The sequence below is a fragment of the Pseudomonas sp. LB3P58 genome, assembly GCF_054897895.1.
On the sequence record NZ_JBUBVE010000001.1, the window covers coordinates 4388000 to 4413553 of the forward strand.

Consider the following 25554-nt stretch of genomic DNA (forward strand, 5'->3'; position numbering starts at 1 on the left):
ACCGCTGGACTGTGTAGCAATAGGCTTTATCAAGACGCTTCATCTCGTCCACAGCCGCTGGTTGATTCCTCCTCCTGACTGAGTGCTTAAGTAGCCACAGCAAGCAGGACGCGTACGTCGCGACGCCGGCCCAATTGGTCGGGGTTCGCTAGACACTGGAGTGTCCAACCACTCCTGACGCACCTGACACCGACCATGAGAAGTCGTGTGTGCCGAACGCCGTTTCCGGCAGCCCGGAAACCGACGGTACTACATGAAAAGAATGCTGATTAACGCAACTCAACCCGAAGAGTTGCGTGTTGCACTGGTAGATGGCCAGCGCCTCTACGACCTGGACATCGAATCCGGTGCACGCGAGCAGAAAAAGGCCAACATCTATAAAGGCCGGATTACTCGCATCGAACCAAGCCTTGAGGCTGCCTTTGTCGATTTCGGCTCTGAGCGCCACGGCTTCCTGCCCCTCAAAGAAATCTCCCGCGAATACTTCAAGAAAGCCCCCGAAGGCCGCGTCAACATCAAGGACGTCCTGAGCGAAGGCCAGGAAGTCATCGTTCAGGTCGAAAAAGAAGAACGTGGCAACAAGGGCGCAGCCCTGACCACCTTCATCAGCCTGGCCGGTCGTTACCTGGTTCTGATGCCGAACAACCCGCGTGCCGGCGGTATTTCCCGTCGCATCGAAGGTGAAGAGCGCAACGAACTGCGTGAAGCCCTGAACGGCCTGGTTGCCCCAGCCGACATGGGTCTGATCGTTCGCACTGCAGGCCTGGGCCGCAGCAGCGAAGAAATGCAGTGGGACCTCGACTACCTGCTGCAACTCTGGACCGCTATCAAAGAAGCCTCGCTGGATCGCTCCGCGCCGTTCCTGATCTACCAGGAAAGCAACGTGATCATCCGCGCCATCCGCGATTACCTGCGCCAGGACATCGGCGAAGTGCTGATCGACAGCGTTGAAGCCCAGGACGAAGCCCTGACCTTCATCCGCCAGGTGATGCCGCAGTACGCCAGCAAGATCAAGCTGTACGAAGACAGCGTTCCGCTGTTCAACCGTTTCCAGATCGAAAGCCAGATCGAGACCGCTTTCCAGCGCGTCGTTGAACTGCCTTCCGGCGGCTCCATCGTTATCGATCCGACCGAAGCCCTGGTGTCCATCGACATCAACTCGGCGCGCGCCACCAAAGGCAGCGACATCGAAGAAACCGCTCTGCAGACCAACCTTGAAGCCGCCGAAGAAATCGCCCGTCAGTTGCGCCTGCGCGACATCGGCGGCCTGATCGTCATCGACTTCATCGACATGACCCCTGCCAAGAACCAGCGCGCCGTGGAAGAGAAAGTCCGCGAATGCCTGGAAGCCGACCGCGCTCGCGTGCAAGTCGGTCGCATCTCGCGTTTCGGCCTGCTGGAAATGTCCCGTCAGCGCCTGCGTCCATCGCTGGGCGAAAGCAGCGGCATCGTTTGCCCGCGTTGCAACGGCACCGGCATCATCCGTGACGTTGAATCGCTGTCGCTGGCGATTCTGCGTCTGATCGAAGAAGAAGCCCTGAAAGACCGCACTGCCGAAGTTCGCGCCCAAGTGCCGATCCCGGTCGCCGCGTTCCTGCTCAACGAAAAACGCAACTCGATCACCAAGATCGAACTGCGCACCCGTGCCCGCATCGTCATTCTGCCGAACGATCACCTCGAAACGCCGCACTTCGAAGTGCAGCGTTTGCGCGATGACAGCCCGGAAGCCGCAGTAGGCCAGTCCAGCTACGAAATCGCTGCTGCCGCTGCCGAAGTCGAAGAAGTTCAGCCTGCCGCTGCGACCCGCACCCTGGTTCGCCAGGAAGCCGCGGTCAAGACTGCTCCGGCCCGCGCCAACGCTCCGGTTCCGACCGAAGTCGTCGCTGCCGCCCCTGTTGCCGCACCGGCCGCCGCGCCAGAGCCAAGCCTGTTCAAAGGCCTGGTGAAGTCGCTGGTCAGCCTGTTCGCGAGCAAGGAAGAGCCTGCTGCTCCGGTTGTGGTTGAAAAACCGGCGACCACCGAGCGTCCGGCCCGCAACGAAGAGCGTCGCAACGGTCGTCAGCAGAGCCGCAACCGTAACGGTCGCCGCGATGAAGAACGCAAGCCTCGTGAGGAACGTGCACCGCGTGAAGAGCGCGCACCACGTGAGCCACGCGAAGCCCGCGAAGAAACTCCGGCAGTAGCAGTCGCCCGCGAAGAACGTGCTCCACGTGAAGAGCGCGCACCACGTGCCCCTCGTGAAGAACGTGCACCGCGCGCTCCTCGTGAAGATCGCAAGCCACGTGGCGATCGTGAAGAGCGTCCGGTTCGTGAACTGCGCGAGCCTCTGGATGCTGCTCCGGCCGCTGCTGCTGCTGCTACTGCTACTGCTACTGCTGAAGAGCGTCCAGCTCGCCAGCCACGTGAAGAACGTGCTCCGCGCCCACCGCGTGAAGAACGCCAGCCACGTGCCGAGCAAGCCGCTGCCGCAGTAGCTGAAGAAGAGCTGGTTACCAACGAAGAGCAACTGCAGGAAGACGGTCAGGAAGGCGCCGAAGGCGATCGTCCACGCCGCCGCTCCCGTGGCCAGCGTCGTCGCAGCAACCGTCGCGAGCGTCAACGCGATGCCAACGGTAATGTGATCGAAGGTTCGGAAGAATCCGAGTCCGCCGAAGGTAACGAAGCCACCGAAACCAACGAAGCGCCAAGCGCTGCCGATCTGGCCGCCGGCCTGGCTGTTACCGCAGCCGTTGCCAGCACCGTGATCAGCGCTCCAGCCGAAGCACAGGCTAACGAGCAAGCCGAACGCGCGACTGCCGCCACCCTGGAAACTGCTCCAGTGGAAGCGCCAGTGGTTGAAGCAACGACTCCGGTTGAAGCCACCGCTGCTCCGGAAATCGAAGTAGCCCCGGTTCGTGAAGCACAGCCTGTCGTTGAAGCTGCCGCTGAGCCAGTGGTTGCCGCAGAACCGGTTGTTGAAACAGCCAGCGAAACAGTGACCGAAGCTGTCCGTGAAGTTCGCGAAGAGCAAACCGCGTTCAACTGGGTTGCCGAGCCAGCCGCCGCCGAAGCGCCAGTAGCCGAGGCCATGGTGTCCGAGCCAGTGGTTGCTGCTGCCGAGCCTGCTCCGGTGGTTGAAGCGCCGGTTGTTGCCGAAGTGGCCGCACCGGAAGTCGAAGCCGCCCCTGTCAGCGCCCTGACGCCAAGTGGCCGTGCGCCGAACGATCCGCGTGAAGTGCGTCGTCGCAAGCGTGAAGAGGAGCGTCTGCAGAAGGAAGCCGAACTGGCTGCCGCTGCTGCTCCGGCGGCTGTCGAACCAGCACCGGTTGTCGCTGAAGTCGTCGAGGCAGCACCTGCCCCGGTTGCTGAAGTCGCTGCTGCCGAACCCGCTGAATCGGTGATCGACGAAGCACCGCGCTCCGTTCAGGAAGCGGTAGAGCAACACGAGCAAGCCCTGGAAAAAGAACACGAGCCTAAACCTCTCGTCTGATTCCATCGGCCACTAAAAAGCCCCGCCTGGTGATCCAGGCGGGGCTTTTTTATGCCCGTAAATATCACGGTGATCCAATGTGGGAGCGGGCTTGCTCGCGAAAGCGGTTTAACATTCAACATTGATGCAAGCTGAGCCACCGCTTTCGCGAGCAAGCCCGCTCCCACATTGGATCTGGTCGAGGCTACCGGAAGATCAATTTCTCTGGCACATCCACATCCCACAACACCCCGGGATCGTCCACGACCACCTCGACCACCCTCGCCTGCGCAAACAACGCCTTGGCCCCTCGATCACCGGACAACGCCATCAACGCCGGACCAAAACTGCGCCCAAATCCCACCGGGTGCCCAAACTCACCTTGATGCACCGGAACACTGACGGCGTCATCAGCAATCTCCGCCACCACACGTTCAATACTCGCTGGAAGGATGAACGGCATATCCCCCAGCACAATCAGCCAGCCGCCGAGCTGCGGACACGCCGCCACCCCGGCCGCGATGCTGTCGCCCATGCCGGTCGATTCGGTCAGCACAATCTCGCAGCCATAAGCCTTGGCCATGCGAATCACTTGCGGTCGATCCACAGTGGTCACCAGGACGCGCTTCTCAAGGGAGGCCGGCAAATTCACCAGCACTTGCTCGATCATCGAATGAACAGCACCCTCGCGCCCCGTGCAATCCGCCACCAGCTTGTCCCTCTCGGCACCGGCCACCTGTCGAAACCGACTGCCCAGCCCCGCTGCCAGCACGATGACGCCGATGGGCTCGCTCATACCACCTCCTGCAACAGCTTCTTCTGCTTCAATTCGACGCCGTTTTTGATCGCCACGATTTCGGCCAGCAGCGACAAGGCGATTTCCGCCGGTGTGTGGCTGCCAATGTGCAAACCGATCGGGCCGTGCAGCCGAGAGATAGCCTCTTGTGACAAGCCTAGCTGAGCCAGATTGTCCCGGCGCTTGAGGCTATTGACCCGCGAACCCAGCGCACCGACATAAAACGCCTTGGAGTCCAGCGCCGTGAGCAGCGCCATGTCATCGAGTCGAGGATCGTGGGTCAGCGCGACGATGGCCGTACGCTCGTCAGTCTGGATGCTGAGCACCGCTTCATCGGGCATGCCCGAAACAAATCTCCCGTGCTGCTCTTCCCAGCCGTAAACGAACTCGGTGCGCGGATCGCAGATCAGCACTTCGAAATCCAGCAGCCGCGCCATCTCGGCGACATACCGGGACAACTGCCCCGCACCGATCAGCAACAGCCGCCAACGCGGGCCGTAAATGGCCCGCAACGTCTTGCCATCGAACGTCAGCACATCCGTCTTGTCAGTCGGTTGCAGCATGACTTCACCCGTCTCGACACTGAGTGAGCGAGCCACGATTTCATGCGCCTCGCAGCGCGCCAGCAACTCGGCGACCCAAGCCGGGTCGCCGACCCGTTCCTCGGTCAGGCGCAAGGTCCCACCGCACGGCAAACCGAAGCGTGCCGCCTCCTCGCGGGTGACGCCGTAAGTGATCAATTGCACCGGCGGCCCATCGGCTGGAATACGACCGTCGTGCAGCCGGGCAATCAAATCGTCCTCGACACACCCGCCGGACACCGAGCCAATCACCACGCCATCTTCACGCAAGGCCAGCATTGCGCCAGGTGCTCGCGGCGCGGTGCCCCAGGTCTGGACCACGCTGTACAACACCACCCGCTGACCGGCGCGGCGCCATTCGAGCACGCTGCGCAGGACGTTCAGATCGACGCTGTCCATCAGGCTTGCGCCTTCTGCCAACCTTGCAGCTGATAGCGAACCGGCAGGTCCCGGATGCGCTTGCCGGTGGCGGCAAAGATTGCGTTGCACAGTGCCGGCGCAATCGGAGGCACGCCTGGTTCACCGACACCGCCCAGTGGCACATTGCCTGGCGGCGTGACCAGATGAACCGCAACTTCCTTCGGCGCCAGCGACATGCGCGCCACTTCGTACATATGGAAGTTGTCCTGCTGGACCTTGCCGTCCTTGAAGCTGATTTCCCCCAGCACCGCGTTGCCCAGGCCCATGACACAGGCGCCTTCGAACTGCGCGCGAATCCGCTCGGGGTTGATCTGCGGACCGCAATCCACCGCGATGTCGGCCTTGTGCACGATCAGCGTGCCGTCGTCTTTGACTTCGACCTCGATCACCGCCGCCACATAGGTCACGAAACTGTAATGCACCGCCAGCCCCAGGCCTCGGCCCTTGGGCAACTCGCGGCCCCAACCGGCAGCTTTGGCGGCGGTTTCCAGCACCGTACGCATCCGTGCGGTGTCGATCGGATAACGCTCGGGGGATTCGCCGTAGTTCCACTCTTCACTCAAGGTGCGCGGATCGATCTGCCGGTCAGGGCCAAGCAATTTGATCTGGTACTTGAGCGGATCCTGGCCGGCCTTGTGCGCCAGTTCATCGACAAAGCTCTGAATCGCAAACCCGTGAGGAATGTTCGACACCGAGCGATACCAGCCGACGCGTGTGTGAATCGCCGCTTCCGGGTTTTCCAGGCGCACGTTGGGGATCGCGTAAGCCATGTTGGTGAAACCCATGCCCAGTTCGAAGGCCGCCTCGTGGTTCATGCCCGGCGCAAACAACGCGGTGATGCTTGGCGCCACGGTGCGGTGCAACCAGCCGGACGGCAGGCCGTCCTTGTTCAGGCTGGCTTTCAGGTACTCGGCCGACACCGTGTGGAAATAGGAGCAGTGGATGTCATCCTCACGGGTCCATTGCACCCGCACTGCCTTGCCAGGGAATTCCTTGGCGAGGATGGCGGCTTCAATGATGAAGTCCGGTTTGGATTTACGACCGAAACCGCCGCCCAGCAAGGTGACGTTAAAGGTGACGTTATCGAACGGAATACCGAGGCGTTCGCCAATTCGTTCGCGGGTGACTTGTGGCGCCTGGCTTGGAGCCCAGGCTTCGCACACGCCGTCCTTGAAGCGGGCGATGGCGACCATCGGTTCCATCGGTGCCTGCGTGAGGTGCGGCAGGTAATAGGACGCTTCCAGGGTGCTGTCGGCGCTGCCCATGTCTTCATCGATGTTGCCGGTATTGCGCACCACTTTGCCGGGTTTGAGGGATGCAGCCTCAATTTCCTTGCGGTAAGCGATCGAGTCGTAGCTAGCGTTGGGGCCATCGTCCCACTCGATTTTCAGCGCTTCGCGGCCCTTGATCGCCGCCCAGGTATTGCTGGCGACCACGGCGACGCCACCCAACGGCTGAAACTCCGACGGCAGCGGATGACCTTCGATCTGCACGACCTTGATCACGCCCGGGACTTTCATCGCGGCGCTGGAGTCGACGGACTTGACCTTGCCGCCGTACACCGCAGGGCGCGCAATGGTGGCGTAGAGCATGCCGTCGAAATGTACGTCTGCACCGTAAATAGCGCGGCCATTGACGATGTCGGCACCATCGATAGCCTTGGTGCCTTCCTTGCCGATGTAGCGGAATTCCGACGGTTGCTTGAGTCGCAGGCTGTCACGCGCCGGCACTGCCAACGCACCGGCAGCGGCGGCCAAGGCGCCGTAACCCAGCTCACGACCGGACGGTTTATGGATGACCTTATGCAGTTGCGCATGGCATTCGCTGACCGGCACTTTCCACTGATTTGCAGCGGCTTGTTCAAGCATGGTCCGCGCGGCAGCACCGCAGCGACGCATCGGCTCGTACCAGTGACGCATGCTGCGCGAGCCATCGGTGTCCTGGTTGCCGAAACGCACTTCGTCGCCCGGCGCCTGTTGCACCTTCATCATCGCCCAATCGGCTTCCAGCTCATCGGCCACCACCATCGTCAGGCTGGTGCGCACACCCTGGCCCATTTCCGAGCGGTTGCAGACCACCGTCACTATGCCGTCAGCGGCGATGCTGACGTACACCTTGGGATCGTCGATCCAGCCGTTGGGCATGCCATCGGCGCCGAATTTCTTCTCTTTCTCGGCAGCGAAAGCGTCTTGCCAGCCCCAACTCGCCACCAAAACCAACGCACTGGTGGCGCCAACGCCTTTGAGGAAACCGCGGCGACTGAGGTTGCTCAGCGCGAAATCATTCGGTAACTGGCTCATGCCTTGGCTTCCTTCAGGTGAGTGGATGCCTGGCGGATAGCGGTCTTGATGCGGTTGTAAGTGCCGCAGCGGCAAATGTTGCCGACCATCGCCTCTTCGATCTGTTCGTCGCTGGGGTTCGGGTTGGTCTTGAGCAGCGCTGTCGCCGACATGATCTGCCCGCCCTGGCAGAAACCGCACTGGGCCACGGCAGTGTCGAGCCAGGCTTGCTGGACGACTTGCCCGATCGGGTCGTTGTGCAATTCGTCGATGGTGGTAACGTTCTGCCCGTTCACGGAACTGATCGGCGTGATGCACGCCCGCGCAGGCTGGCCGTCGATATGAATCGTACAGGCACCGCACAGCCCCATGCCGCAACCGAATTTCGTGCCTGGATGGCCGCCCGCTACATCGCGAATAGCCCACAGCAGCGGCATCTCGTCCGGCACATCCATTTTGTAGTCTTGACCGTTAAGCTTCAGGGTATTCATGGGCACGCCCGCATAGTTATTGGTTATGGGGTCGAGCAATCTGCCGCCAGTGGGGTTGGCGGTTGGCATCACGCAGATCGGCTCAGGCTAATGAGGCTCTCTTATGCGGACGTTAGCGCCTGCATCGGGCCTTCGGTGGAGCAAACGTTTGCATCGTTAGGTGGCTAAGTTAACCCAGCATTAACAAAAAAGCCCTGCACCGTTAAACGTGTGCAGGGCTTTGAGATCAGTCTTGAAAGCGTAGCCTCAATACCGATTGGGCTCCATTTCCAGGTCAACATGAAAACGTTCTGAAATGTCTTTCTGGATGCGTTGTGCCAGGTTCAGCAATTGCAGACCGGTCGCGTTGCCGTAGTTGACCAGCACCAACGCCTGCAATTTATGCACACCGGCGTCGGCATCACGGAAACCTTTCCAGCCGGCCCGTTCGATCAGCCAGCCCGCCGCCAGTTTCATCTGCCCGTCGGGTTGCACGTAGGCCACCAGATCCGGGTATTCACCTTTGAGTTGCGCGACGAGCGCCGCTGGCACCAACGGATTCTTGAAGAAGCTGCCGGCATTGCCGAGCACTGCCGGGTCTGGAAGCTTTTCGTTGCGGATGCTGCATATCGCCTGGCTGACATCGGTGGCGGTCGGGTGATCGATACCTTGCTCGGTCAGGCGCTGGCGCACCGGGCCGTATTCCAGATGCAGGTGCGCGGCGCGGTCCAGGATGAACCGAACCCGCAGGATCAACCAACGCCCCGGTTCCTGCTTGAACAGGCTGTCGCGGTAGGCGAAGTTGCATTCTTCCAGAGTGAAGTCCCGCAGGTTGCCGGTCTGGCGATCCAGCGCGGTCAGGCCGGCGAACACGTCCTTGATCTCCACGCCATAAGCACCGATGTTCTGCATCGGTGCCGCGCCGACGGTGCCGGGAATCAGACTGAGGTTTTCCAGGCCCGACAAACCTTGCGCCAGGGTGTGCTGCACGAACGGATGCCAAGGCTCGCCGGCCTCGGCTTCGATCACGACTTTGCTGCCGTCGTCGCTCAGGATGCGAATCCCGCGCGTGGCCATGCGTAGCACCAGCGACTGGATATCGGCCGTCAGCAGCAAGTTGCTGCCACCGCCAATCACCAGCAGCGGCACGTCATGTTTCACCGCATAAGCCAGGGCTTCACGCACGTCGGCATCGCTGTGGGCCTCGGCAAACAGCCGGGCCTGAACATCGACACCAAAGGTGTTGAACGGTTTGAGCGAAACCTGGGCGCGCACCTGCAAACTCATAACCGTCCCTTCAATTCGATCACCAGCAAATCACTGGCGCGCTCGATCAGGTCCAGCACCTGCTCGAAGCCTTGGTCGCCGTCGTAGTACGGATCCGGCACTTCATCGATTTCCGACTGGTAGCGACGCAGGAACAGATCCAGCTCGGCCTTGCCCTTGGCCGGTTGCAAGGCTTTCAGGTTGCGCAGGTTGCTGTGGTCCATCGCCAGAATCAGGTCGTAGGTGGCGAAATCGGCGCGGGACACTTGCTGGGCGCGCTGAGCGGACAGGTCATAACCGCGCAGCTTGGCCGCCGCCTGGCTGCGCTTGTCCGGGGCTTTGCCGACGTGCCAGTCACCGGTGCCAGCGGAGGCCACTTCGATTTGATCGGCCAGCCCCGCTTCGCGCAGTTTGTGTCGCAACACGCCTTCAGCCGTGGGCGAACGGCAGATGTTGCCCAGGCAGACGAACAAAACCCGCATCAGGCCTCCAGCAGGCGACGAACGCGCTCAAGGTCTTCCACGGTATCGACGCCGGTCGGCGGTGCGATCAGCGCGTCGGCAACGTGAATCCGCACGCCGTGCCACAAGGCACGCAGCTGTTCCAGGGATTCGGTGTTTTCCAGCCAGCACGGGCCCCAGCTGACGAAGTCATGCAGGAAACCGGCGCGGTAGGCATAGATGCCGATATGCCGACGATACGGCACGCCTTCCGGCAATTGCTCGCGGCTTTTGGCGAACGCGTCCCGGGCCCACGGCAACGTGGCGCGACTGAAGGTCAGCGCCAGGCCATTAAGGTCGCTGACAACCTTGACCACGTTGGGATTGAACAGGGTTTCCACGTCTTCGATCGGCTCGGCCAGCGTGGCCATGCGCGCTTCGGTGTGGGCGGCCAGGTTGGCGGCAACCTGATCGATCACGCTTGGCGGGATCAACGGTTCGTCACCCTGGACGTTGACCACAATGGCGTCGGGGGCCAGGCCCAGCTTCGCGGCGACTTCGGCCAAACGGTCGGTGCCCGAATTGTGATCTTCGCGGGTCAGCACCACTTCAGCGCCAAACCCTTTGCAGGCCTCGACGATGCGCGCATCGTCAGTGGCGACTACCACCCGTTGGGCGCTGCTTTTGCTCGCCTGTTCCCAGACGTGCTGGATCATCGGCTTGCCGGCGATCAGCAGCAGCGGTTTGCCCGGCAAACGGGTGGAGGCGTAACGCGATGGAATGACAACGGTAAAGGCTGTGGTCATTTATCCAGACGCTCGTCGGTGGTCAGGGTGCGGGCTTCGGTTTCGAGCATCACCGGGATGCCGTCGCGAATCGGGTAAGCCAGGCCAGCGCCCTTGCTGATCAGCTCGGTTTTGTCGGCACTGAGCTTGAGCGGGCCTTTGCAGACCGGGCAAGCGAGGATATCGAGCAATTTGGTGTCCATGAGCATTCCCTGGATAAAAACGGATTTAAGGCAAAAGACGAGCCGGCAACAGGCGCATCAGCTGCGTATCGAACCAGGCCACGAAGGCCGGCGATGGCGCAGCATCGACCGCCAGGTACCACCAATCGGCAGCGGCGAAGGCACGGCACTTCACCGCGTCCTTTTCGGTCATCACCAACGGCAATGACGGTGTGAAATTCAAGGCCTGCACGCTGTATTCGGCGTGGTCGGCAAACGCATGCGGCACTGGCTGCCAGTGTAGCGTTTCGAGGGTTGTGAAGAAACGCTGCGGATTGCCGATCCCAGCCACGGCGTGCAGGGCCTGGCCAGCGGGAAAGTGGTCGAGGGGATGCCGTTTGCCGCTTTGCAGATTGATCAATTCGGTAGGTTGAAGCTGGAAGGCAAAACCGCCGTCGCGATCGGCATCGGCACCGTTGTAGAGCACCGCATCAACGCTTTGCAGGCGCTCGGCCGGTTCGCGCAACGGCCCGGCGGGCAGGCAGCGCTGGTTGCCCAAACCTCGGGCGGCGTCGATCAGCACCAGTTCAAGGTCGCGGGCCAGACGGTAATGCTGCATGCCGTCGTCGGACAGGATCAGGTCCAGTGGCTCACTCGCCAGCAGGGCTTTGACGGCGCTGCTGCGGTCGGGGTCGATCATCAACGGAACGCCGGTACGCTGGACGATCAACAGCGGTTCGTCGCCTGCGATCTCGGCGCTTTGATCCGCCTCCACCCGCCAAGGCAGTTGCGGCGGTTTGGCGCCGTAACCCCGGCTAACCACGCCGACCCGCAAACCGCTGCGCTGGCAGTGCTGGATCATCCAGAGAATAAGCGGCGTCTTGCCGGTGCCGCCGACGGTGATATTACCCACTACGATCAGCGGCACCGGCGGTTGATAGATCTCGCCCTCGCCCGCCAGAAAACGCTTGCGCTTGTTCATGACCACGCGCCGATACAGCCACTCCAGCGGCTGCAACAGCTTCAGGGCCGGATGACCTTGGTACCACGCGGCGAGCAAGCGATCGGACATGGCCATCAGGGTGCGGGCGGCGCCGCCTCGACAGTGGTCATGCGCAGGTGGCTGAAACCGAGTTTACCGGCGGCGTCCATGGCGGTGATGACCGACTGATGCTGAGTCTTGCCGTCGGCGCTGATGGACAGCGGCAGGTTGGTGTCGCCACTGGATTCTTTCTGCAGCGCGTCCATCAGGGTGGCCAGATCGTTCTTCGACAACAATTGGTTGTTCACCGAAAACACGCCTTCGGCGCTGATGGCAACGTCCAGATGCTTGACCTGTTGGTCTTCGGCAGGCGAACCGCTGACCGCTTCCGGCAGATCGACGCGCAACTGGGTTTCACGGGTAAAGGTGGTGGTGACAACGAAAAACAGCAGCAGGATAAACACCACGTCGATCAGCGACGCGAGGTTGATGTCCACATTCTCCCGTTGCTTGCGACGGAATTTCACGCTTTGCCCCCATTCAGGTCAACATCACGATCGCCCTGTACCACTTCGACCAGTTTGATCGCTTCCTGCTCCATGCCCACCACCAGTTCATCGATCCGGCGTTGCAGGAAACGGTGGAAGAACACCGACGGGATACCGACCATCAGGCCTGCGGCTGTGGTTATCAGCGCCTTGGAGATACCACCGGCCAACACGGCGGCGTTGGTGGTCATGCCCGAGCCCATGAATGCGCTGAAGATATCGATCATGCCCAACACCGTCCCTAACAGACCCAGCAACGGGGCCATGGCGGCGATGGTGCCCAGCGCATTGATGTAGCGTTCGAGCTCGTGAATCACTCGTGCGGCGGCTTCTTCAATGCACTCTTTCATGATCTCGCGACCATGCCTGGAGTTGGCCAGGCCAGCGGCCAGGATCTCGCCCAACGGCGAGTTGGCGCGCAGTTCCTTGAGCTTGTCTTTATTGAGTTGTTTGTCCTTGATCCAGACCCAGACCTGCCCGAGCAAATGCTCCGGGGTCACACGGCTGGCTCGCAGGGTCCAGAGACGTTCGGCGACGATCGCCATGGCTGCGATGGAACTCAGAATGATCGGTATCATCATCCATCCGCCGGATTTGACCAATTCCCACACAGTGACAGTCCCCTCGAAAAAGTGCGCCACTCTAACATAGGGGGTGAGCGCACCGAAGACCGTGATGTCGCATCCAGTCGGTCTTTAATCACTCCGGGCTACTGCGTAGAGCGCCAGAAACGCCGTTCTTGACGCATCGTCCATGGCGGCTTGAAGCGTCCCAGTTGCAGACGGATGGCACCCTGTTCGGCGCTGTCATGGATCGAAATGCCACGCTTTCGGTAGCGCGCCATGATCGTAGGATGGGGATGACCGAATGAATTTCCCTGGCCGCGGGAGATCAGCACTGCTTTGGGTTGCAGCCCGGTAAGCAGCGCCATGGAGGATGAACTGCGACTGCCGTGGTGCGGCGCTTGCAACCAATCGGTGGTGACGGCCAGTGGACTGTCGAGCAGCGCCCGCTCGGCTGCGGCGTCTATATCACCGGTCAGTAATATACGTTCACCGTTGGCTTCGATTTGCAGGACGCAGGATTTTTGATTGCTGTCGCGGGCCGAAGACCATTGCCAGAGCTGGAACTTCACATCATCCCAGACCCATTGCTTGCCGCTCTCGCAGCCTTCTGCCTGCAACTCGGCCGGCAGCACCAGGGGATCGCCACTGACCACCCGTTTCACCGGCAGGCCATTGGCAACGGCCCGGGCGCCGCCCGCGTGATCGGCGTCGGCATGGCTGATCAGCATCAAATCGAGTCCCTCCACGCCCAGTTTGCGTAATGCCGGCAGCACCACCCGCTCGCCCAGGTCGAAATCGCCGAAACGTGGTCCGGTGTCATACAACAGTGTGTGATGACGGGTACGCACCAGGATGGCCAAACCCTGGCCAACATCCAGCTGCCAGATTTCGGCGATGCCTTCTGGCAAGACCTGCCGGGGCGGAAAAACCAGCAACAGCAGCATCGGCCAGCCCAACGAACGAAACGGCACACCCCGAGGCATTAATAGTAGAAAGGCACCGAGTGTTCCCAGTGCCCATACCCACAACGGGATAGCCACCGGCACCCACGCGGGTAAATACCCGGCCATCAGCGTCAGGCCCTTGAACAAGAGGTCGATCAAACCTCCTGCCAACCACAGCAACCCTTCGCCCACGTAAGGAAGGGGTAAAAACAACGTCCCCAGCAATGCCGGAGGCAGCACGACCAGACTGATCCATGGCACCGCGAGCAAATTGGCCACCGGCCCGCTGAGACTGATCGGCAACCCGAGCACCAACAGCAACGGGCACAGACCGATCGCGATCAGCCATTGGGCGCGGGTCCACGTTTGCCACCAACGCCATGGGCCCAGCCGACCACCGAAGGTGAAGATCAACACCGCCACCGCCGCGAACGACAGCCAAAAACCCGGTTGCAGGCTCGCCAGCGGATCCAGCAGCAAAACACCGTCGAGCGCCAGCAACAGCGGCCACCAGGCGCCGAGGTGACGAAATCGCAGGCGCCACAACAGCACCAGGCCGATCATCACGCAGGCCCGCCGCACCGGCACCTCGAAACCGGCCAGCAGCCCGTAACCGAGAGCGGCCGCGAACGCCAGTCCACAGGCCCACGGCAGCCAAGGCAAGCGTTTCGGCCACAGGCCAAAACGGGCCAGCCCGGCGATCAACAGATACACCAGCCCTGCCAACAAACCGACGTGTTGTCCGGAAATCACCAACAGATGGACGGTGCCGGTGTCTTGCAGCACCTGCCAGTCTTCGCGACTCAGTCCGGCGCCATCCCCCAGCACCAACGCCGTCAGCGCACCCGTTCGCCCCTGGGCATCCACGGCCTGTAAACGCTGGCGAATACTGTCGCGCCAGGCCCATTGGGCTTCCTTGAGTCGCAAGCCATCCTTGACCGTCCCAGTCGCGCCGATGCGTTGCGCCAGCAGCCAGGCGTCGTAATCGAAGGCATGGGGATTGAGCAGCCCCGCAGGACGCTTCAACTTGACCGCCAGTCGCCACTGTTCGCCGCTGTTGACCGGCGGCCCGTCATACCAGGCCAGGCGCAGCAGTTTCGGCACCTTGCCGTGTCGCGACCGGGCGTCCGCCAACTCGAAACGCACGACGGCCTCATTGTTCTGGGGCAATCCCGTCACCCGACCTTCGACCCAACGGGTTTCGCCATCGAGGCTCACCGGTAGCCGATCATCCAGCGCCCACTGTGCATTCGCGCCTGCCCAACTGAAGCCGAACAGCAGAAATGCCAGTGGGTAGCTGCGAAACGGCAGCAACATCAAACCGATTACCGGCAGCAACATCCATAACCAGACCGGCGGTAATACCGGTAAAAAACGCAGGATCAACAGACCCAACGCCAGCGCCATCATCCCTGTGCGCATACGCCCGTCCTTGAGAGTCCCCTCCTAGGCATAGACGGCTAATCGCACAGGCATCGTTATTAATTGTCACAAAGTCTGAATGGGCGGTGCATAGAATCCAGACATACTTGCCACCTTAACCGACCGAGAAGCCTTATGCCCCGGCGCTTATTCAAACGTTACATGCCAGACCCGACCAGCATCAGGGAACACAAGTCCTTACGCTTTCTCGGGACCCTGCTGCATGACCCGAACCTCTGGCACCTCAACCGCCATTCCGTCGCACGGGCCATGGCGGTGGGTCTGTTCGCGGCGTTCCTGCCGATTCCGCTGCAGATGCTGGTCGCCGCCATTCTCGCCATTATGGTGCGCGGCAACATGCCGATTGCGGTCAGCCTGGTCTGGTTGACCAACCCGATCACCATGCCGGCGGTGTTCTTCTGCACTTACCAGACCGGTGCCTGGCTGATGGACGTCCCCACCCGCCATTTGCCGGACGAGCTGACCTGGGAATGGATCAGCGGCGAACTCTCGACACTTTGGCAGCCATTTTTACTCGGCTCGGTGGTGACGGGGCTGGTGCTCGGCGCACTGGCCTATTGCCTGACCATGATGTACTGGCGTTGGTGGGTCGGGCGGCAGTGGCGGCGGCGCCAGAAAAGACGGATGCAAGAATAAAAAAACGGCACCCTGAGGTGCCGTTTCTGATTGAGCAGTGCGCGATTACGTGCGCATCCCGCGACCACTGACCAGCAACCGTGCGCAACCGATGTACAACACCACGGTCGCCACCAGCATGAAGGTGATCGCTACGCTGATCCTGATGTCCGAAACGCCAAGAATGCCGTAACGGAAAGCGTTGACCATGTGCAGCACCGGGTTGGCCAGGGACACGGTCTGCCAGAACGGTGGCAGCAAGGAGATCGAGTAGAACACCCCGCCCAGGTAGGTCAGCGGTGTCAGCACAAACGTCGGGATGATCGAGATGTCATCGAAGTTGCGCGCAAACACGGCGTTGATGAAGCCCAGCAGCGAGAAGATCGTCGCCGTCAGCACCACCACCAGAATGGTCACGCCCAGGTGATGCACCTGCAATTGGGTGAAGAACAGCGACAGCATTGTCACGATGACCCCGACCATCAGGCCGCGCAGCACGCCGCCCAAGGTGTAGCCGATCAGAATCGTATGCGGCGACACCGGCGACACCATCAATTCTTCGATGGAACGCTGGAACTTGCTGCCGAAGAAACTCGAGACCACGTTGCCGTAGGAGTTGGTGATCACCGACATCATGATCAGCCCCGGCACGATGTACTCCATGTAGGTGAAGCCACCCATGTCACCAATCTGCCGGCCGATCAGATTGCCGAAGATCACGAAGTACAGAACCATGGTGATGGCCGGCGGCAGCAGCGTCTGCGGCCAGATCCGGGTAAAGCGTTTGACCTCTCGGTAAACGATGGTGTTGAGGGCTACGAGGTTGGGTTGCAGCTCGGAACTCATACCGCCACCTTCGACAGATTTTTCTCCACCAGGGACACGAACAACTCCTCGAGGCGATTGGTTTTGTTACGCAGGCTCAACACTTCGATGTTCTGCTGCGCCAATTGGGTGAACAGAGCGGTGATGCCCATGGCCTTGTCGACCTGAACTTCAAGGGTGTGGCTGTCGAGCAGCTTGGTCGGGTATCCGAGCAACTGCGGCGCGGTTTGCACAGTGTTTTTGAGGTCGAGCAGGAACGTTTCCACATGCAGCTGGCCGAGCAACTGTTTCATGCTGGTGTTCTCGACGATGGTGCCGTGGTCGATGATGCCGATGTTGCGGCACAACTGCTCAGCCTCTTCCAGGTAGTGGGTGGTGAGGATGATGGTGATGCCTTTCTTGTTCAGCTCAGTGAGGAACGTCCACATCGAGCGACGCAGTTCGATGTCCACTCCCGCCGTCGGTTCGTCGAGGATCAGCAGGCGCGGTTCGTGAACCAGCGCACGGGCGATCATCAGTCGACGCTTCATGCCGCCGGACAGTGAACGCGACGGCGTATCGCGCTTGTCCCACAGGCCCAATTGGGTCAGGTACTGCTCGGCGCGTTCCTTGGCGATTTTCGGCGGGATGCCGTAATAACCGGCCTGGGTCACAACGATGTCGAAGGTTTTTTCGAACTGGTTGAAGTTGAATTCCTGAGGCACCACGCCGATGGAGCGCTTGAGCTGCGCAGGATTCTTGTCCAGGTCGTGACCGAAGATATTGACCGTGCCGCTGGTCTTGTTCACCAGGGTCGAGAGAATGCCGATGGTCGTGGATTTGCCGGCGCCGTTAGGGCCGAGCAAGGCGAAAAAGTCACCTTCGGCGACGTCCAGATCGATACCACTCAAGGCCTGGAAACCGTTGCCGTAGGTTTTGGTTAGCTGCCGGATGGACAGAGCGGAACTCATATCGGATTTACGCACCAAGAAGGGAAGAAAGGGACAAATAAGGGCGGGCGGCAACTAATACAACCGCGGCGCACGAGCGCAATGGTGCTTGTCGCCGCCACACAAGTACAGTCAAGTGTGTCGATAGTGAGTATTAAGTCAACGCGGTCATAACCGCTTTCTGATACGCCGGCCGCTGTTTCAGACGTGCATACCAGGCTTGCAGATGAGGCTGCGGCGCGCGCTCGATCGGCATCTCGAACCAGGCATAAATGAAACTGCCCAGAGGAATGTCGCCCATGCCGATCTCATCGCCGGACAGGTACGGTTGGGTCGCCAGTGCCTGATCGGCCATGGACAGCAGGCCATCGCACTCCTTGATCGCGGCGTTGATTGCGGGCCAGTCCTGCTTGTCTTCCGGCGTACGCAACACGCCCCAGAACACCGTGCGGAAGGGGCCGGCAAAACTTGAAGTGGTCCAGTCCATCCACTTTTCGGCAGAGGCCCGGGCCTGCAGATCCTCTGGATACCAGGCTGTACCGTTGGCGTGGCGAGCCATCAGGTAACGCACGATGGTGTTGGACTCCCACAGCACGAAACCATCGTCTTCAATCACCGGCACGCGCCCATTGGGGTTCATCGCGCGGTACTCCGGCGTATCGACAACACCAAAGGCGCCGCCGGCGTCGATGGCTTCATAAGCCAGGCCCAGCTCCTCGGCGGCCCACAACGGTTTTCTGACATTCGACGAGTTTTTCCGACCCCAGATCTTCAGCATGACCGCCTCTTTATGGATGAATGCGCAGGCAGCATACGCCGGATCAGGCGCGACTCAAATCGCTCTGCATGTCACCCAGCAGCGCAGGCAGTGTGTCGCTGAACAGATGCGGATAGCACTTCTCAAGGTGCTCGAAAAAGAACGTTTCAGGCACGTCGGTGAACTGGCCGTGGTCGATCAGGTACTCCATCAATTGCTCGCCGTCGCGATTGAACGGATGGAAAACGCTGTCGTTGATGCCGTCGAATTCCAGTGGTGCGACATTGAACAGTTCGCACAAGCCTTGGTTGAACGCTGGCGTGGCTTTGACCCAGCGGTCGTTCAGGTAAAGCTCCGTATAGCCGTGCATGGCGAACACGTCACTCTTGAGCAACTCGAGCAACCGCGGCGTCGACAAATGATTGCGCACGTCCGCCAGACCGATCCGCGCGGGAATCCCGCAATGCCGGGCTGCACCTGCCAGCAGCGTGGCTTTGGGCACGCAATAACTCTCCCCCGCCGCCAACGCATAACTGCCGCGCAAGGTGCCCGGGTCGCGACTGAAGGTGTAAGGGTTGTAACGCACGGCTTCGCGCACGGCGTAATAGAGATTGATCGCCTGCTCTAGAGGATCGCGACAGCTGCCGCGATGTTTTTCGGCGAACTCCACCACCGACGGGTGGTCACTATCGATGAAGCGGCCGGGACTCAGATACTCGTGCATGAGAACAATCTCCTGGGGAAGCCACGAGTCTAGCGACACGTTCAGCACAGAGATAACGACGTTTCGGCCAAACATGGACGCTTTGCCGTCCGCCCAACGAACGATTTCCGCGGCCTGTTGCCCACCGGGCCTACAAAACTCATCCATGGTTTCCCACGAATTCAATCACATCGCTCTGACCACCCTGTTTTGCGGATGCCGTCTAAGCTCTGAAAGTTGGTTTTGCCCTGGTTTCACGGAGGATTAAATATGCTGCTGTTGTGGATACTGGTTCTGGTTGTCGGGATTGCTTATTTAGCCCACCGTCGTGTCGCGCCGCTGCCCGCCCTGTGCGTCGTTGCCGTTTACGTGGTGGCGATGGGCGCTTTCAGCCGCGCGCCAGGCTGGCTGTTGCTGATTTTCTGGGTGTTGATCGCGGCGGTGGCTGCGCCATTGTTGTTGCCCGACCTGCGCCGCAAATTTTTCAGCGCGCCGCTGTTCAGCTGGTTCCAGAAAACCCTGCCGCCGATGTCGCAAACCGAGCGCGATGCAATCGATGCCGGCACGGTGTGGTGGGACGGCGAACTGTTCAGCGGTCGCCCGGACTGGAAAAAACTGCTGTCCTATCCAAAAGCGCAGCTGAGCGAAGAGGAACAGGCCTTTATCGACGGCCCCACCGAAGAACTCTGCGCCATGGTCAGCGACTGGCAGATCGGTCAAACCATGGACCTGCCTCCCGAAGCCTGGGCCTACATCAAGGAAAACGGCTTCTTCGCCCTGATCATTCCCAAGGAGTTCGGCGGCAAAGGTTTCTCCGCCTATGCCCACTCCCAGGTGGCGATGAAACTGGCTACCCGCAGCGGCGACCTTGCCTCCACCGTGATGGTCCCCAATTCCCTCGGCCCGGCCGAACTGCTGCTGCATTACGGCACCGACGAGCAACGCAACCACTACCTGCCACGACTGGCGCGCGGCGATGACATCCCGTGCTTTGCACTGACCGGCCCCCTGGCCGGCTCTGATGCCGGCTCCATGCCCGACACCGGGGTGATCTGCAAAGGTGAATGGGAAGGCAAGGAAACCTTGGGCCTGCGCCTGAACTGGGAAAAGCGTTACATCACACTAGGTCCCGTTGCTACCCTGCTCGGCCTCGCGTTCAAGGCCTATGACCCGGATCACCTGCTCGGTGAGGAGGAAGACCTGGGGATCAGTCTGGCGTTGATCCCGACCGATACCGCCGGTGTTGAAATCGGCCGCCGTCACTTGCCGTTAGGCGCGTCATTCATGAACGGCCCGAACTCCGGCAAAGATGTATTCGTACCGTTGGAGTTCCTCATCGGCGGCCAGGAAATGATCGGCAAAGGCTGGATGATGCTGATGAACTGCCTGTCGGTCGGGCGTTCGATTTCGTTGCCAGCGGTCGGCACCGGCGCCGCCAAGTTCACCAGTCTGGTAACCGGCCAGTACGCTCAGGTCCGTGAACAGTTCAATGTTCCACTGTCGGCCTTCGAAGGGATTCAGGAAGCGATGGCGCGCATCGGCGGCAACGCCTGGATGATGGACGCGGCGCGGATGCTCACGGCCAATGCGGTGGATTTGGGCGAGAAGCCGTCGGTGCTGTCGGCGATTCTCAAGTACCACCTCACTGAACGCGGCCGCGAGTGCATCAGCCACGCCATGGATGTTCATGGCGGCAAGGCAATCATCATGGGGCCGAACAATTACCTCGGCCGCAGCTGGAATGGCGCGCCGATCTTCATCACCGTGGAAGGTGCGAACATTCTCTCGCGCAACCTGATGATCTTCGGTCAGGGTGCGATTCGCTGCCATCCCTTCGTACTTAAGGAAATGGCCCTCGCCGGTCGTGAAGACAAGGATCAGGCCCTCACCGAATTTGATGGCCTGCTGCTCAAGCACATCGGTTTCGCCGTGAGTAACGCCGCCAGCACGCTGGTGCTGAACCTTGGTTTCGGTCACTTCGAACACGCGCCAGGCGACAAGCTCAGCCAAGGCTACTTCCGCGCCCTCAACCGCCAGGCTGCTGCGTTCGCCATGCTCGCTGACCTGAGCATGATGCTGCTGGGCGGCGAATTGAAACGACGCGAACGTCTGTCGGCGCGTCTTGGGGATGTGCTCAGCAACATGTACCTCGCCTCCGCCGCACTCAAGCGTTACCACGACCTCGATTCACCGGAACACATGGCACCGCTGTTTACCTGGGCCATGGAAGAAAGCCTGGGTCAGTCGGAACGAGCGCTGGATGAACTGCTGACCAACTTCCCGAACAAGGTGTTGGGTTGCCTGTTGCGGGTGATCGTGTTCCCGTTCGGTCGTCGTCACAAAGGGCCATCGGACAAACTCGGCGCCGAAGTGGCGGCGGTGATCGGCCGCGCCAAGGGCGATCCGACCCTGGAAGAGTTGCTCGGCGGTTGCTACCGGCCGCAATCCACTGATGACCCGGTTGGCGCCCTGCAACATGCGTGTAACCTGCTGAGTGCCGCGCAACCGTTGCGCAAAAAGCTTCATATCGCGCTCAAAAGCGGCCAGGTCAAACCGGTCGCCGGGGAACACGTCATCGATGCAGCGCTTGAGGCTGGTGTGTTGCAGCCTGGGGAAGCGCAGACCCTGCGTAACGCCGAAGCGGCGCGGCGCAAGGTGATTGATGTCGATGATTTCGACAAAAAGGAGCTGGCGCTGGGCAAAGGAAAGGTCCGCTGATCCATCCTGCGTCCTCCACCATGTAAAAAAGGGCGCGGGCGCTTTATACTCCCGCGCCCGTTTTGCTCTTGAGGACTTATCTCGTGTCCAATGTCGTTGCCGATCATCTTGTCTTGCTCGACCACCTGCGCAGCATCCTGGTCGCCGTAGGTGAGGCCGAACAGGTTCCCGAAGAAAGCCATGCCTTGTTCCTGGAGCGCTTCGACGAACTGCGTGCGTTGCTGCCGGTCGACCCGATCGAAAGCCAATACCTGGGCCAGGACATTCTGTGCCAGGTGATTACCCGCTACCCGCAAATCGTTCACCTGGTCCCGCGCGACCTGCTGTGGTACTTCGCCGGTGACTGCCTGCATTACATGCCCGACGATGAAATCGACTTGTATCAGGCGCTGGAAGAACGTCGTTTCGAAGCTGAACAAAACGACGAGCCGTTCGACTGGAACCAGGAAAAACAGCTGCTGGCGATGTCGAAAGACGACAGCAAGCACTGATCCCCGGTCAGAAATTCAAAAGGCCCGCATGGTTGAACATGCGGGCCTTTTTTTTGATCTTCGCTTCAGAGCAATCCATCACTCTCCGGCAACTCATACTCCGCTGCGAGCTTGCCCGCACTACTCAACTTGCCCGGCTTGCTCAGGGTCGGCTCCTTCTCCAGGCACTCCACCAGATAGTCGATCAACACCCGCAACTTCGGTGGCAGATAACGGGTCGGCGAATGCAGCAACCAGGCACCGCCGTGGTAAGACGCCAGGAAGGTCCAGTTCGGCAACACCTGCACGATCAGCCCCTGCTCCAGCGCATAACGTGCGGTGAAGTACGGCAGGCTGCCAATTCCGATGTGCTGCAACACTGCGCCCAACCGCACGCCGGTGTGATTGGCCGCATAACGTCCGCGCACGCCAACGGTGACAGCCTTGCTGCCTTTCTTGAATTTCCAGCGTGCATCGCTCGGCGTTTCGCCCAGATAGATGCAGCTGTGGTTGAGCAAGTCGTGAGGGTGGGTCGGTGTGCCGTGTTCGGCCAGGTATTGCGGCGTTGCACAGAGCAAATGATCGATGGTCAGCAATTGCCGCCCGACCAGTCCAGCGGGTGGCCGATCAGTAATACGAATCGCCAGATCAACGTTGTCGTCGATCAAATCCACCTGGCGGTCCTCAAGCAACAGCTCCACATCCACTTTGGGATAACGCCGCAGAAATTCCGGCATATGCGGATGAATCACGAACCGCCCCACTGCCTTCGGCACACTGACGCGCACCAGTCCTTCCGCTTCATGGGTGAACTGACCGCTGATTTCCATCACCGACTTGGCTGCGCTGACCATCTCCTGGCAACGCTTGAACACCTCTTCGCCACCGTCGCTCAAGCGCAACTTGCGCGTGGTTCGCTGCAGCAAACGGGTGGCGAGCGCCTTCTCCAGACGCGAAATGCTGCGACTGACTGCCGAGGGTGAAGAACCCAACTGTCGAGCAGCCTCGGAGAAGCTGCCGGTCTCGACAACCTTGACGAAGATCGCCATTTCACCGAGCAGCGGAAGTGGAAGATTTATGCTCACAGCGCAACAGTCCTTTGATGTTTGAACGGATTATCACGCAATTCCACGCTTCATATAATAAAAAATAGAATTGTTAATAAGGGCATGGAATATGACGCTTCGCCTCTTTTTCCATAGTGATGACCTCAAGGCCAATGTGGAAGTCCTGGATTGCACGCCCCACGAGAACGAATTTGCCGTAGTGCTGCGCGCCACGTTGTTTCACCCTCAGGGCGGTGGACAGCCCTTTGACACCGGCTGGATCGGCGAAAGCCAAGTACTGCGGGTTGTTCAGGATCCGGACCGGATCATTCATTTCGTCGACCATCCGGTAAAACTGGGCATGACTCAGATTCGGGTCGATGAACAACGCCGCCAGTTCAATTCACGCATGCATTCCGCCGGCCACCTGATCGGCCACTTCGTCCAGGCCATGGGCTGGATGCCGATCAAGGCTCATCACTGGCCGGGCGAAGGACGTGTGCAATTCAAACCGGCAGAGTCGGCAAAAGAGGTTGATGCCGAGATGATTCAGCGCGGCATCGAGCAGTGGATCACCCATGATCTGCCGCGCCTGACGTCGATGCGTGAAGGCGCCCGGGAAATCGGTTTCGGTGAACTCCCCGCCTACGGCTGCGGTGGCACCCATGTACGCAGCCTGAAGGATTTGGGCACGGTCACGATCGCTTCCCTTTCACTGAAGAAGGGAACGCTGTCAGTCCACTACAGCGTGGATTGAGCATTTGGGCGATGCCGTTCCTGTCATCGCCTGACGCCGGGGGAACCTGCGGTCGCGGGTTCTGTTGACTATCTGATAGATGGACCTAAGACATGATGCTTGACGTCGAGCGTCTCGATGAGACGTGCATAAAAAAACTGGCCAACGAAGAAGTCCTCGCCATCCGCGTCAAAGGCTTGTTGCCCAAGCCGCTGGCGATTCAGATTGGCGACAAGATCCTCGCCCCCGGCTTCGAAGGCTATATCAATGCGCCGAGCATCGGTCGCATCGGCATGGCATTTTATGAAGCGGAAAACCAGCCGCTGCTGATCGAAGATTATTTCGAACGCGCCACCCGCAACATTGCGGAATTGCGCAACCGGTGTGCGCCCTATTCGTCCCCCGTCGACACCCTGCGCTGCATGCTCGACGAGTCCTGGCCGGCGGGTGCGCACCTGGAAAACCTCTACGGTCGCAAGATGTATGTCGGGCTGTCCCGGGTGGTGAAACCCGGGATCTGTTTTCTGGCCCACCACGACATTTTCGCCAAGGACGCCCCGGACAGTTACCAGGCCAAGAGCCTGGAAGCACAGTTCGCCTGCAATGTTTACCTGAACATGCCCGCCGAGGGCGGTGCACTGCAGATGTGGGACCACGACATCTCCCCGGACCAGTTCGACGAAATGCGTGGCGACAGTTACGGAATCGACCCGGCTCTGCTCGGGACTCCGACCCTGGAGATTCTTCCCGAACCGGGTGATTTCATCATGTTCAATTCGCGCTGCATGCACTCGGTGACACCGGGTGTGGCTGATCCGCGCTTGAGCCTTTCGTTCTTTGTCGGCTATCGCGGCAATGCTTCACCCCTTACTTTCTGGAGTTGAGATGCTTTCGAATTACCTGGGCGAGTTTCTGGCGCTGGCAACTATCCATTTTCTGGCCGTGGTTGCACCCGGACCGGACTTCGCAGTGACCATCCGTCAGAGCGTGCGCTTCGGTCGACTGGTCGGGATTTGCACGGCGCTGGGCATCGGTGCGGGTATTTCCGTGCACGTGCTTTACACCTTGCTCGGCGTCGGCGCGCTGATGCACACGACGCCTTGGTTGCTGACGGTGGCCAAGGTTGTGGGTGGTGCTTACATTTTGTACCTCGGTGTCAGCCTGCTGCGCAGCAAGCCCAAGACCGTACTGGAAGGCGACAAGCCTGACGAACCGGTCGTAGAACAAACGTTGCTGAAGGCATTTACCACCGGTTTCCTGACCAATGCGACCAACCCGAAAGCCACACTGTTTTTCCTGGCGATCTTCACCACCATCATCAGCGCCACAACGCCACTGAAGATCCAGGCGCTTTACGGAATCTGGATGTGTTTTGTGAATGCGCTGTGGTTTGTGATCGTCGCGTTGTTCTTTTCCAGTGCCCGGGTACGGCTGCTGTTTATGCGCATGGGGCACTGGTTCGAACGCACCATGGGGGTGATTCTGATCCTGTTCGCCGGGCGCCTGATTCTGTCGATGTAAAACCTGCGCCCATGCAAAAGGCCCGCTCAGTCGGCTGACGGGCCTTTTTCGTTTCTGCGTCGCTTTTGCATTTCTGTGCGACAGATCTCACTTCAGGGACTCCCG

At 60.3% G+C, this 25554-nt stretch carries 24 protein-coding genes; 7 read left to right on the top strand and 17 right to left on the bottom strand.

All coding sequences use genetic code 11. From position 1 onward, the window contains the following. The first annotated feature begins 253 nt into the window (after positions 1–253). A complete protein-coding gene (gene rne, locus ACYZTZ_RS20365; protein ID WP_461999522.1) occupies positions 254–3469 on the top strand; it encodes a ribonuclease E in 3216 nt (1071 codons plus the stop codon). 184 nt (positions 3470–3653) lie between these two features. Here rne and ACYZTZ_RS20370 read toward each other — a convergent pair whose 3' ends face one another. From ACYZTZ_RS20370 to ACYZTZ_RS20425, 12 genes are all read right to left on the bottom strand, one after another. Continuing rightward, on the bottom strand, positions 3654–4244 hold the full coding sequence (locus tag ACYZTZ_RS20370) for a nucleotidyltransferase family protein (protein ID WP_461999523.1): 591 nt from the start codon (positions 4242–4244) through the stop codon (positions 3654–3656). After that, a complete protein-coding gene (locus tag ACYZTZ_RS20375) occupies positions 4241–5224 on the bottom strand; it encodes an XdhC family protein (protein ID WP_461999524.1) in 984 nt (327 codons plus the stop codon). The genes ACYZTZ_RS20370 and ACYZTZ_RS20375 overlap by 4 nt, the downstream gene beginning before the upstream one ends. Continuing rightward, on the bottom strand, positions 5224–7545 hold the full coding sequence (locus tag ACYZTZ_RS20380) for a xanthine dehydrogenase family protein molybdopterin-binding subunit (protein ID WP_461999525.1): 2322 nt from the start codon (positions 7543–7545) through the stop codon (positions 5224–5226). Before ACYZTZ_RS20380 ends, ACYZTZ_RS20375 begins: the two co-directional genes overlap by 1 nt. Next, complete coding sequence (locus ACYZTZ_RS20385) at positions 7542–8015, bottom strand: (2Fe-2S)-binding protein (RefSeq protein ID WP_150657063.1); 474 nt, start codon at positions 8013–8015, stop codon at positions 7542–7544. Before ACYZTZ_RS20385 ends, ACYZTZ_RS20380 begins: the two co-directional genes overlap by 4 nt. Before the next feature lie 246 nt (positions 8016–8261). Then, positions 8262–9281, bottom strand: coding sequence for a UDP-N-acetylmuramate dehydrogenase (gene murB, locus ACYZTZ_RS20390; RefSeq protein ID WP_461999526.1), 1020 nt, complete (start codon positions 9279–9281; stop codon positions 8262–8264). Further along, a complete protein-coding gene (locus ACYZTZ_RS20395; protein WP_046049063.1) occupies positions 9278–9742 on the bottom strand; it encodes a low molecular weight protein-tyrosine-phosphatase in 465 nt (154 codons plus the stop codon). Before ACYZTZ_RS20395 ends, murB begins: the two co-directional genes overlap by 4 nt. Next, positions 9742–10506, bottom strand: a complete 765-nt coding sequence (gene kdsB / locus ACYZTZ_RS20400; protein WP_008152377.1) for a 3-deoxy-manno-octulosonate cytidylyltransferase — start codon at positions 10504–10506, stop codon at positions 9742–9744. The genes ACYZTZ_RS20395 and kdsB overlap by 1 nt, the downstream gene beginning before the upstream one ends. After that, complete coding sequence (locus ACYZTZ_RS20405) at positions 10503–10688, bottom strand: Trm112 family protein (RefSeq protein WP_007945752.1); 186 nt, start codon at positions 10686–10688, stop codon at positions 10503–10505. Before ACYZTZ_RS20405 ends, kdsB begins: the two co-directional genes overlap by 4 nt. Positions 10689–10713: 25 nt before the next feature. Further along, positions 10714–11724 carry a tetraacyldisaccharide 4'-kinase gene (lpxK, locus tag ACYZTZ_RS20410; RefSeq protein WP_461999527.1) on the bottom strand — a complete coding sequence of 337 codons (1011 nt, stop codon included), beginning with the start codon at positions 11722–11724 and terminating at the stop codon, positions 10714–10716. Then, complete coding sequence (locus ACYZTZ_RS20415; RefSeq protein ID WP_046049060.1) at positions 11724–12155, bottom strand: ExbD/TolR family protein; 432 nt, start codon at positions 12153–12155, stop codon at positions 11724–11726. Before ACYZTZ_RS20415 ends, lpxK begins: the two co-directional genes overlap by 1 nt. Next, a complete protein-coding gene (locus ACYZTZ_RS20420) occupies positions 12152–12787 on the bottom strand; it encodes a MotA/TolQ/ExbB proton channel family protein (protein ID WP_046049059.1) in 636 nt (211 codons plus the stop codon). The genes ACYZTZ_RS20415 and ACYZTZ_RS20420 overlap by 4 nt, the downstream gene beginning before the upstream one ends. Positions 12788–12885: 98 nt before the next feature. After that, the gene (locus tag ACYZTZ_RS20425; RefSeq protein ID WP_461999528.1) at positions 12886–15108 is read right to left on the bottom strand and encodes a DNA internalization-related competence protein ComEC/Rec2; all 2223 of its coding nucleotides are present in this window, start codon (positions 15106–15108) and stop codon (positions 12886–12888) included. Positions 15109–15243: 135 nt separating this feature from the next. On the opposite strand from ACYZTZ_RS20425, the gene ACYZTZ_RS20430 reads away from it, so the two are divergent. Then, positions 15244–15765 (top strand): DUF2062 domain-containing protein, encoded by a 522-nt coding sequence (locus tag ACYZTZ_RS20430; protein WP_461999529.1) that lies wholly within the window; start codon positions 15244–15246, stop codon positions 15763–15765. Between the two features lie 45 nt (positions 15766–15810). Here the strand turns inward: ACYZTZ_RS20430 and ACYZTZ_RS20435 are convergent, their stop codons facing one another. From ACYZTZ_RS20435 to ACYZTZ_RS20450, 4 genes are all read right to left on the bottom strand, one after another. Next, entirely contained in the window at positions 15811–16590 is a 780-nt protein-coding gene (locus ACYZTZ_RS20435) for an ABC transporter permease (protein WP_056742732.1), read from the bottom strand. Next, positions 16587–17519 (bottom strand): ABC transporter ATP-binding protein, encoded by a 933-nt coding sequence (locus tag ACYZTZ_RS20440; RefSeq protein WP_008152392.1) that lies wholly within the window; start codon positions 17517–17519, stop codon positions 16587–16589. Before ACYZTZ_RS20440 ends, ACYZTZ_RS20435 begins: the two co-directional genes overlap by 4 nt. Before the next feature lie 133 nt (positions 17520–17652). Then, positions 17653–18276 (bottom strand): glutathione S-transferase family protein, encoded by a 624-nt coding sequence (locus ACYZTZ_RS20445; RefSeq protein ID WP_461999530.1) that lies wholly within the window; start codon positions 18274–18276, stop codon positions 17653–17655. A gap of 43 nt (positions 18277–18319) precedes the next feature. Continuing rightward, complete coding sequence (locus ACYZTZ_RS20450; RefSeq protein ID WP_461999531.1) at positions 18320–18979, bottom strand: transglutaminase-like domain-containing protein; 660 nt, start codon at positions 18977–18979, stop codon at positions 18320–18322. 249 nt (positions 18980–19228) lie between these two features. On the opposite strand from ACYZTZ_RS20450, the gene ACYZTZ_RS20455 reads away from it, so the two are divergent. Together ACYZTZ_RS20455 and ACYZTZ_RS20460 are read left to right on the top strand one after the other, a co-directional pair. Then, positions 19229–21676 (top strand): acyl-CoA dehydrogenase, encoded by a 2448-nt coding sequence (locus ACYZTZ_RS20455; protein WP_461999532.1) that lies wholly within the window; start codon positions 19229–19231, stop codon positions 21674–21676. An 83-nt stretch (positions 21677–21759) separates the two neighbouring features. Continuing rightward, positions 21760–22167, top strand: coding sequence for a PA2817 family protein (locus tag ACYZTZ_RS20460; protein ID WP_056742723.1), 408 nt, complete (start codon positions 21760–21762; stop codon positions 22165–22167). Positions 22168–22232: 65 nt separating this feature from the next. Here the strand turns inward: ACYZTZ_RS20460 and ACYZTZ_RS20465 are convergent, their stop codons facing one another. Then, positions 22233–23231, bottom strand: a complete 999-nt coding sequence (locus ACYZTZ_RS20465; protein WP_461999533.1) for a LysR family transcriptional regulator — start codon at positions 23229–23231, stop codon at positions 22233–22235. A 91-nt stretch (positions 23232–23322) separates the two neighbouring features. On the opposite strand from ACYZTZ_RS20465, the gene ACYZTZ_RS20470 reads away from it, so the two are divergent. From ACYZTZ_RS20470 to ACYZTZ_RS20480, 3 genes are all read left to right on the top strand, one after another. Then, positions 23323–23949 (top strand): alanyl-tRNA editing protein, encoded by a 627-nt coding sequence (locus ACYZTZ_RS20470; RefSeq protein WP_461999534.1) that lies wholly within the window; start codon positions 23323–23325, stop codon positions 23947–23949. Positions 23950–24041: 92 nt separating this feature from the next. Beyond that, positions 24042–24812, top strand: coding sequence for a 2OG-Fe(II) oxygenase (locus ACYZTZ_RS20475; protein WP_056742718.1), 771 nt, complete (start codon positions 24042–24044; stop codon positions 24810–24812). Position 24813: 1 nt separating this feature from the next. Then, positions 24814–25449, top strand: a complete 636-nt coding sequence (locus tag ACYZTZ_RS20480; protein WP_033056907.1) for a LysE family translocator — start codon at positions 24814–24816, stop codon at positions 25447–25449. Positions 25450–25554 lie beyond the last annotated feature (105 nt).

What these genes read in the sequence shown, in the direction of transcription:
- rne (WP_461999522.1), top strand. Translation starts at nt 254, where the DNA reads ATGAAAAGAATGCTGATTAACGCAACTCAACCCGAAGAGTTGCGTGTT.
- ACYZTZ_RS20370 (WP_461999523.1), bottom strand. Translation starts at nt 4,244, where the DNA reads ATGAGCGAGCCCATCGGCGTCATCGTGCTGGCAGCGGGGCTGGGCAGT.
- ACYZTZ_RS20375 (WP_461999524.1), bottom strand. Translation starts at nt 5,224, where the DNA reads ATGGACAGCGTCGATCTGAACGTCCTGCGCAGCGTGCTCGAATGGCGC.
- ACYZTZ_RS20380 (WP_461999525.1), bottom strand. Translation starts at nt 7,545, where the DNA reads ATGAGCCAGTTACCGAATGATTTCGCGCTGAGCAACCTCAGTCGCCGC.
- ACYZTZ_RS20385 (WP_150657063.1), bottom strand. Translation starts at nt 8,015, where the DNA reads ATGAATACCCTGAAGCTTAACGGTCAAGACTACAAAATGGATGTGCCG.
- murB (WP_461999526.1), bottom strand. Translation starts at nt 9,281, where the DNA reads ATGAGTTTGCAGGTGCGCGCCCAGGTTTCGCTCAAACCGTTCAACACC.
- ACYZTZ_RS20395 (WP_046049063.1), bottom strand. Translation starts at nt 9,742, where the DNA reads ATGCGGGTTTTGTTCGTCTGCCTGGGCAACATCTGCCGTTCGCCCACG.
- kdsB (WP_008152377.1), bottom strand. Translation starts at nt 10,506, where the DNA reads ATGACCACAGCCTTTACCGTTGTCATTCCATCGCGTTACGCCTCCACC.
- ACYZTZ_RS20405 (WP_007945752.1), bottom strand. Translation starts at nt 10,688, where the DNA reads ATGGACACCAAATTGCTCGATATCCTCGCTTGCCCGGTCTGCAAAGGC.
- lpxK (WP_461999527.1), bottom strand. Translation starts at nt 11,724, where the DNA reads ATGGCCATGTCCGATCGCTTGCTCGCCGCGTGGTACCAAGGTCATCCG.
- ACYZTZ_RS20425 (WP_461999528.1), bottom strand. Translation starts at nt 15,108, where the DNA reads ATGCGCACAGGGATGATGGCGCTGGCGTTGGGTCTGTTGATCCTGCGT.
- ACYZTZ_RS20430 (WP_461999529.1), top strand. Translation starts at nt 15,244, where the DNA reads ATGCCCCGGCGCTTATTCAAACGTTACATGCCAGACCCGACCAGCATC.
- ACYZTZ_RS20435 (WP_056742732.1), bottom strand. Translation starts at nt 16,590, where the DNA reads ATGAGTTCCGAGCTGCAACCCAACCTCGTAGCCCTCAACACCATCGTT.
- ACYZTZ_RS20440 (WP_008152392.1), bottom strand. Translation starts at nt 17,519, where the DNA reads ATGAGTTCCGCTCTGTCCATCCGGCAGCTAACCAAAACCTACGGCAAC.
- ACYZTZ_RS20445 (WP_461999530.1), bottom strand. Translation starts at nt 18,276, where the DNA reads ATGCTGAAGATCTGGGGTCGGAAAAACTCGTCGAATGTCAGAAAACCG.
- ACYZTZ_RS20450 (WP_461999531.1), bottom strand. Translation starts at nt 18,979, where the DNA reads ATGCACGAGTATCTGAGTCCCGGCCGCTTCATCGATAGTGACCACCCG.
- ACYZTZ_RS20455 (WP_461999532.1), top strand. Translation starts at nt 19,229, where the DNA reads ATGCTGCTGTTGTGGATACTGGTTCTGGTTGTCGGGATTGCTTATTTA.
- ACYZTZ_RS20470 (WP_461999534.1), top strand. Translation starts at nt 23,323, where the DNA reads ATGACGCTTCGCCTCTTTTTCCATAGTGATGACCTCAAGGCCAATGTG.
- ACYZTZ_RS20475 (WP_056742718.1), top strand. Translation starts at nt 24,042, where the DNA reads ATGATGCTTGACGTCGAGCGTCTCGATGAGACGTGCATAAAAAAACTG.
- ACYZTZ_RS20480 (WP_033056907.1), top strand. Translation starts at nt 24,814, where the DNA reads ATGCTTTCGAATTACCTGGGCGAGTTTCTGGCGCTGGCAACTATCCAT.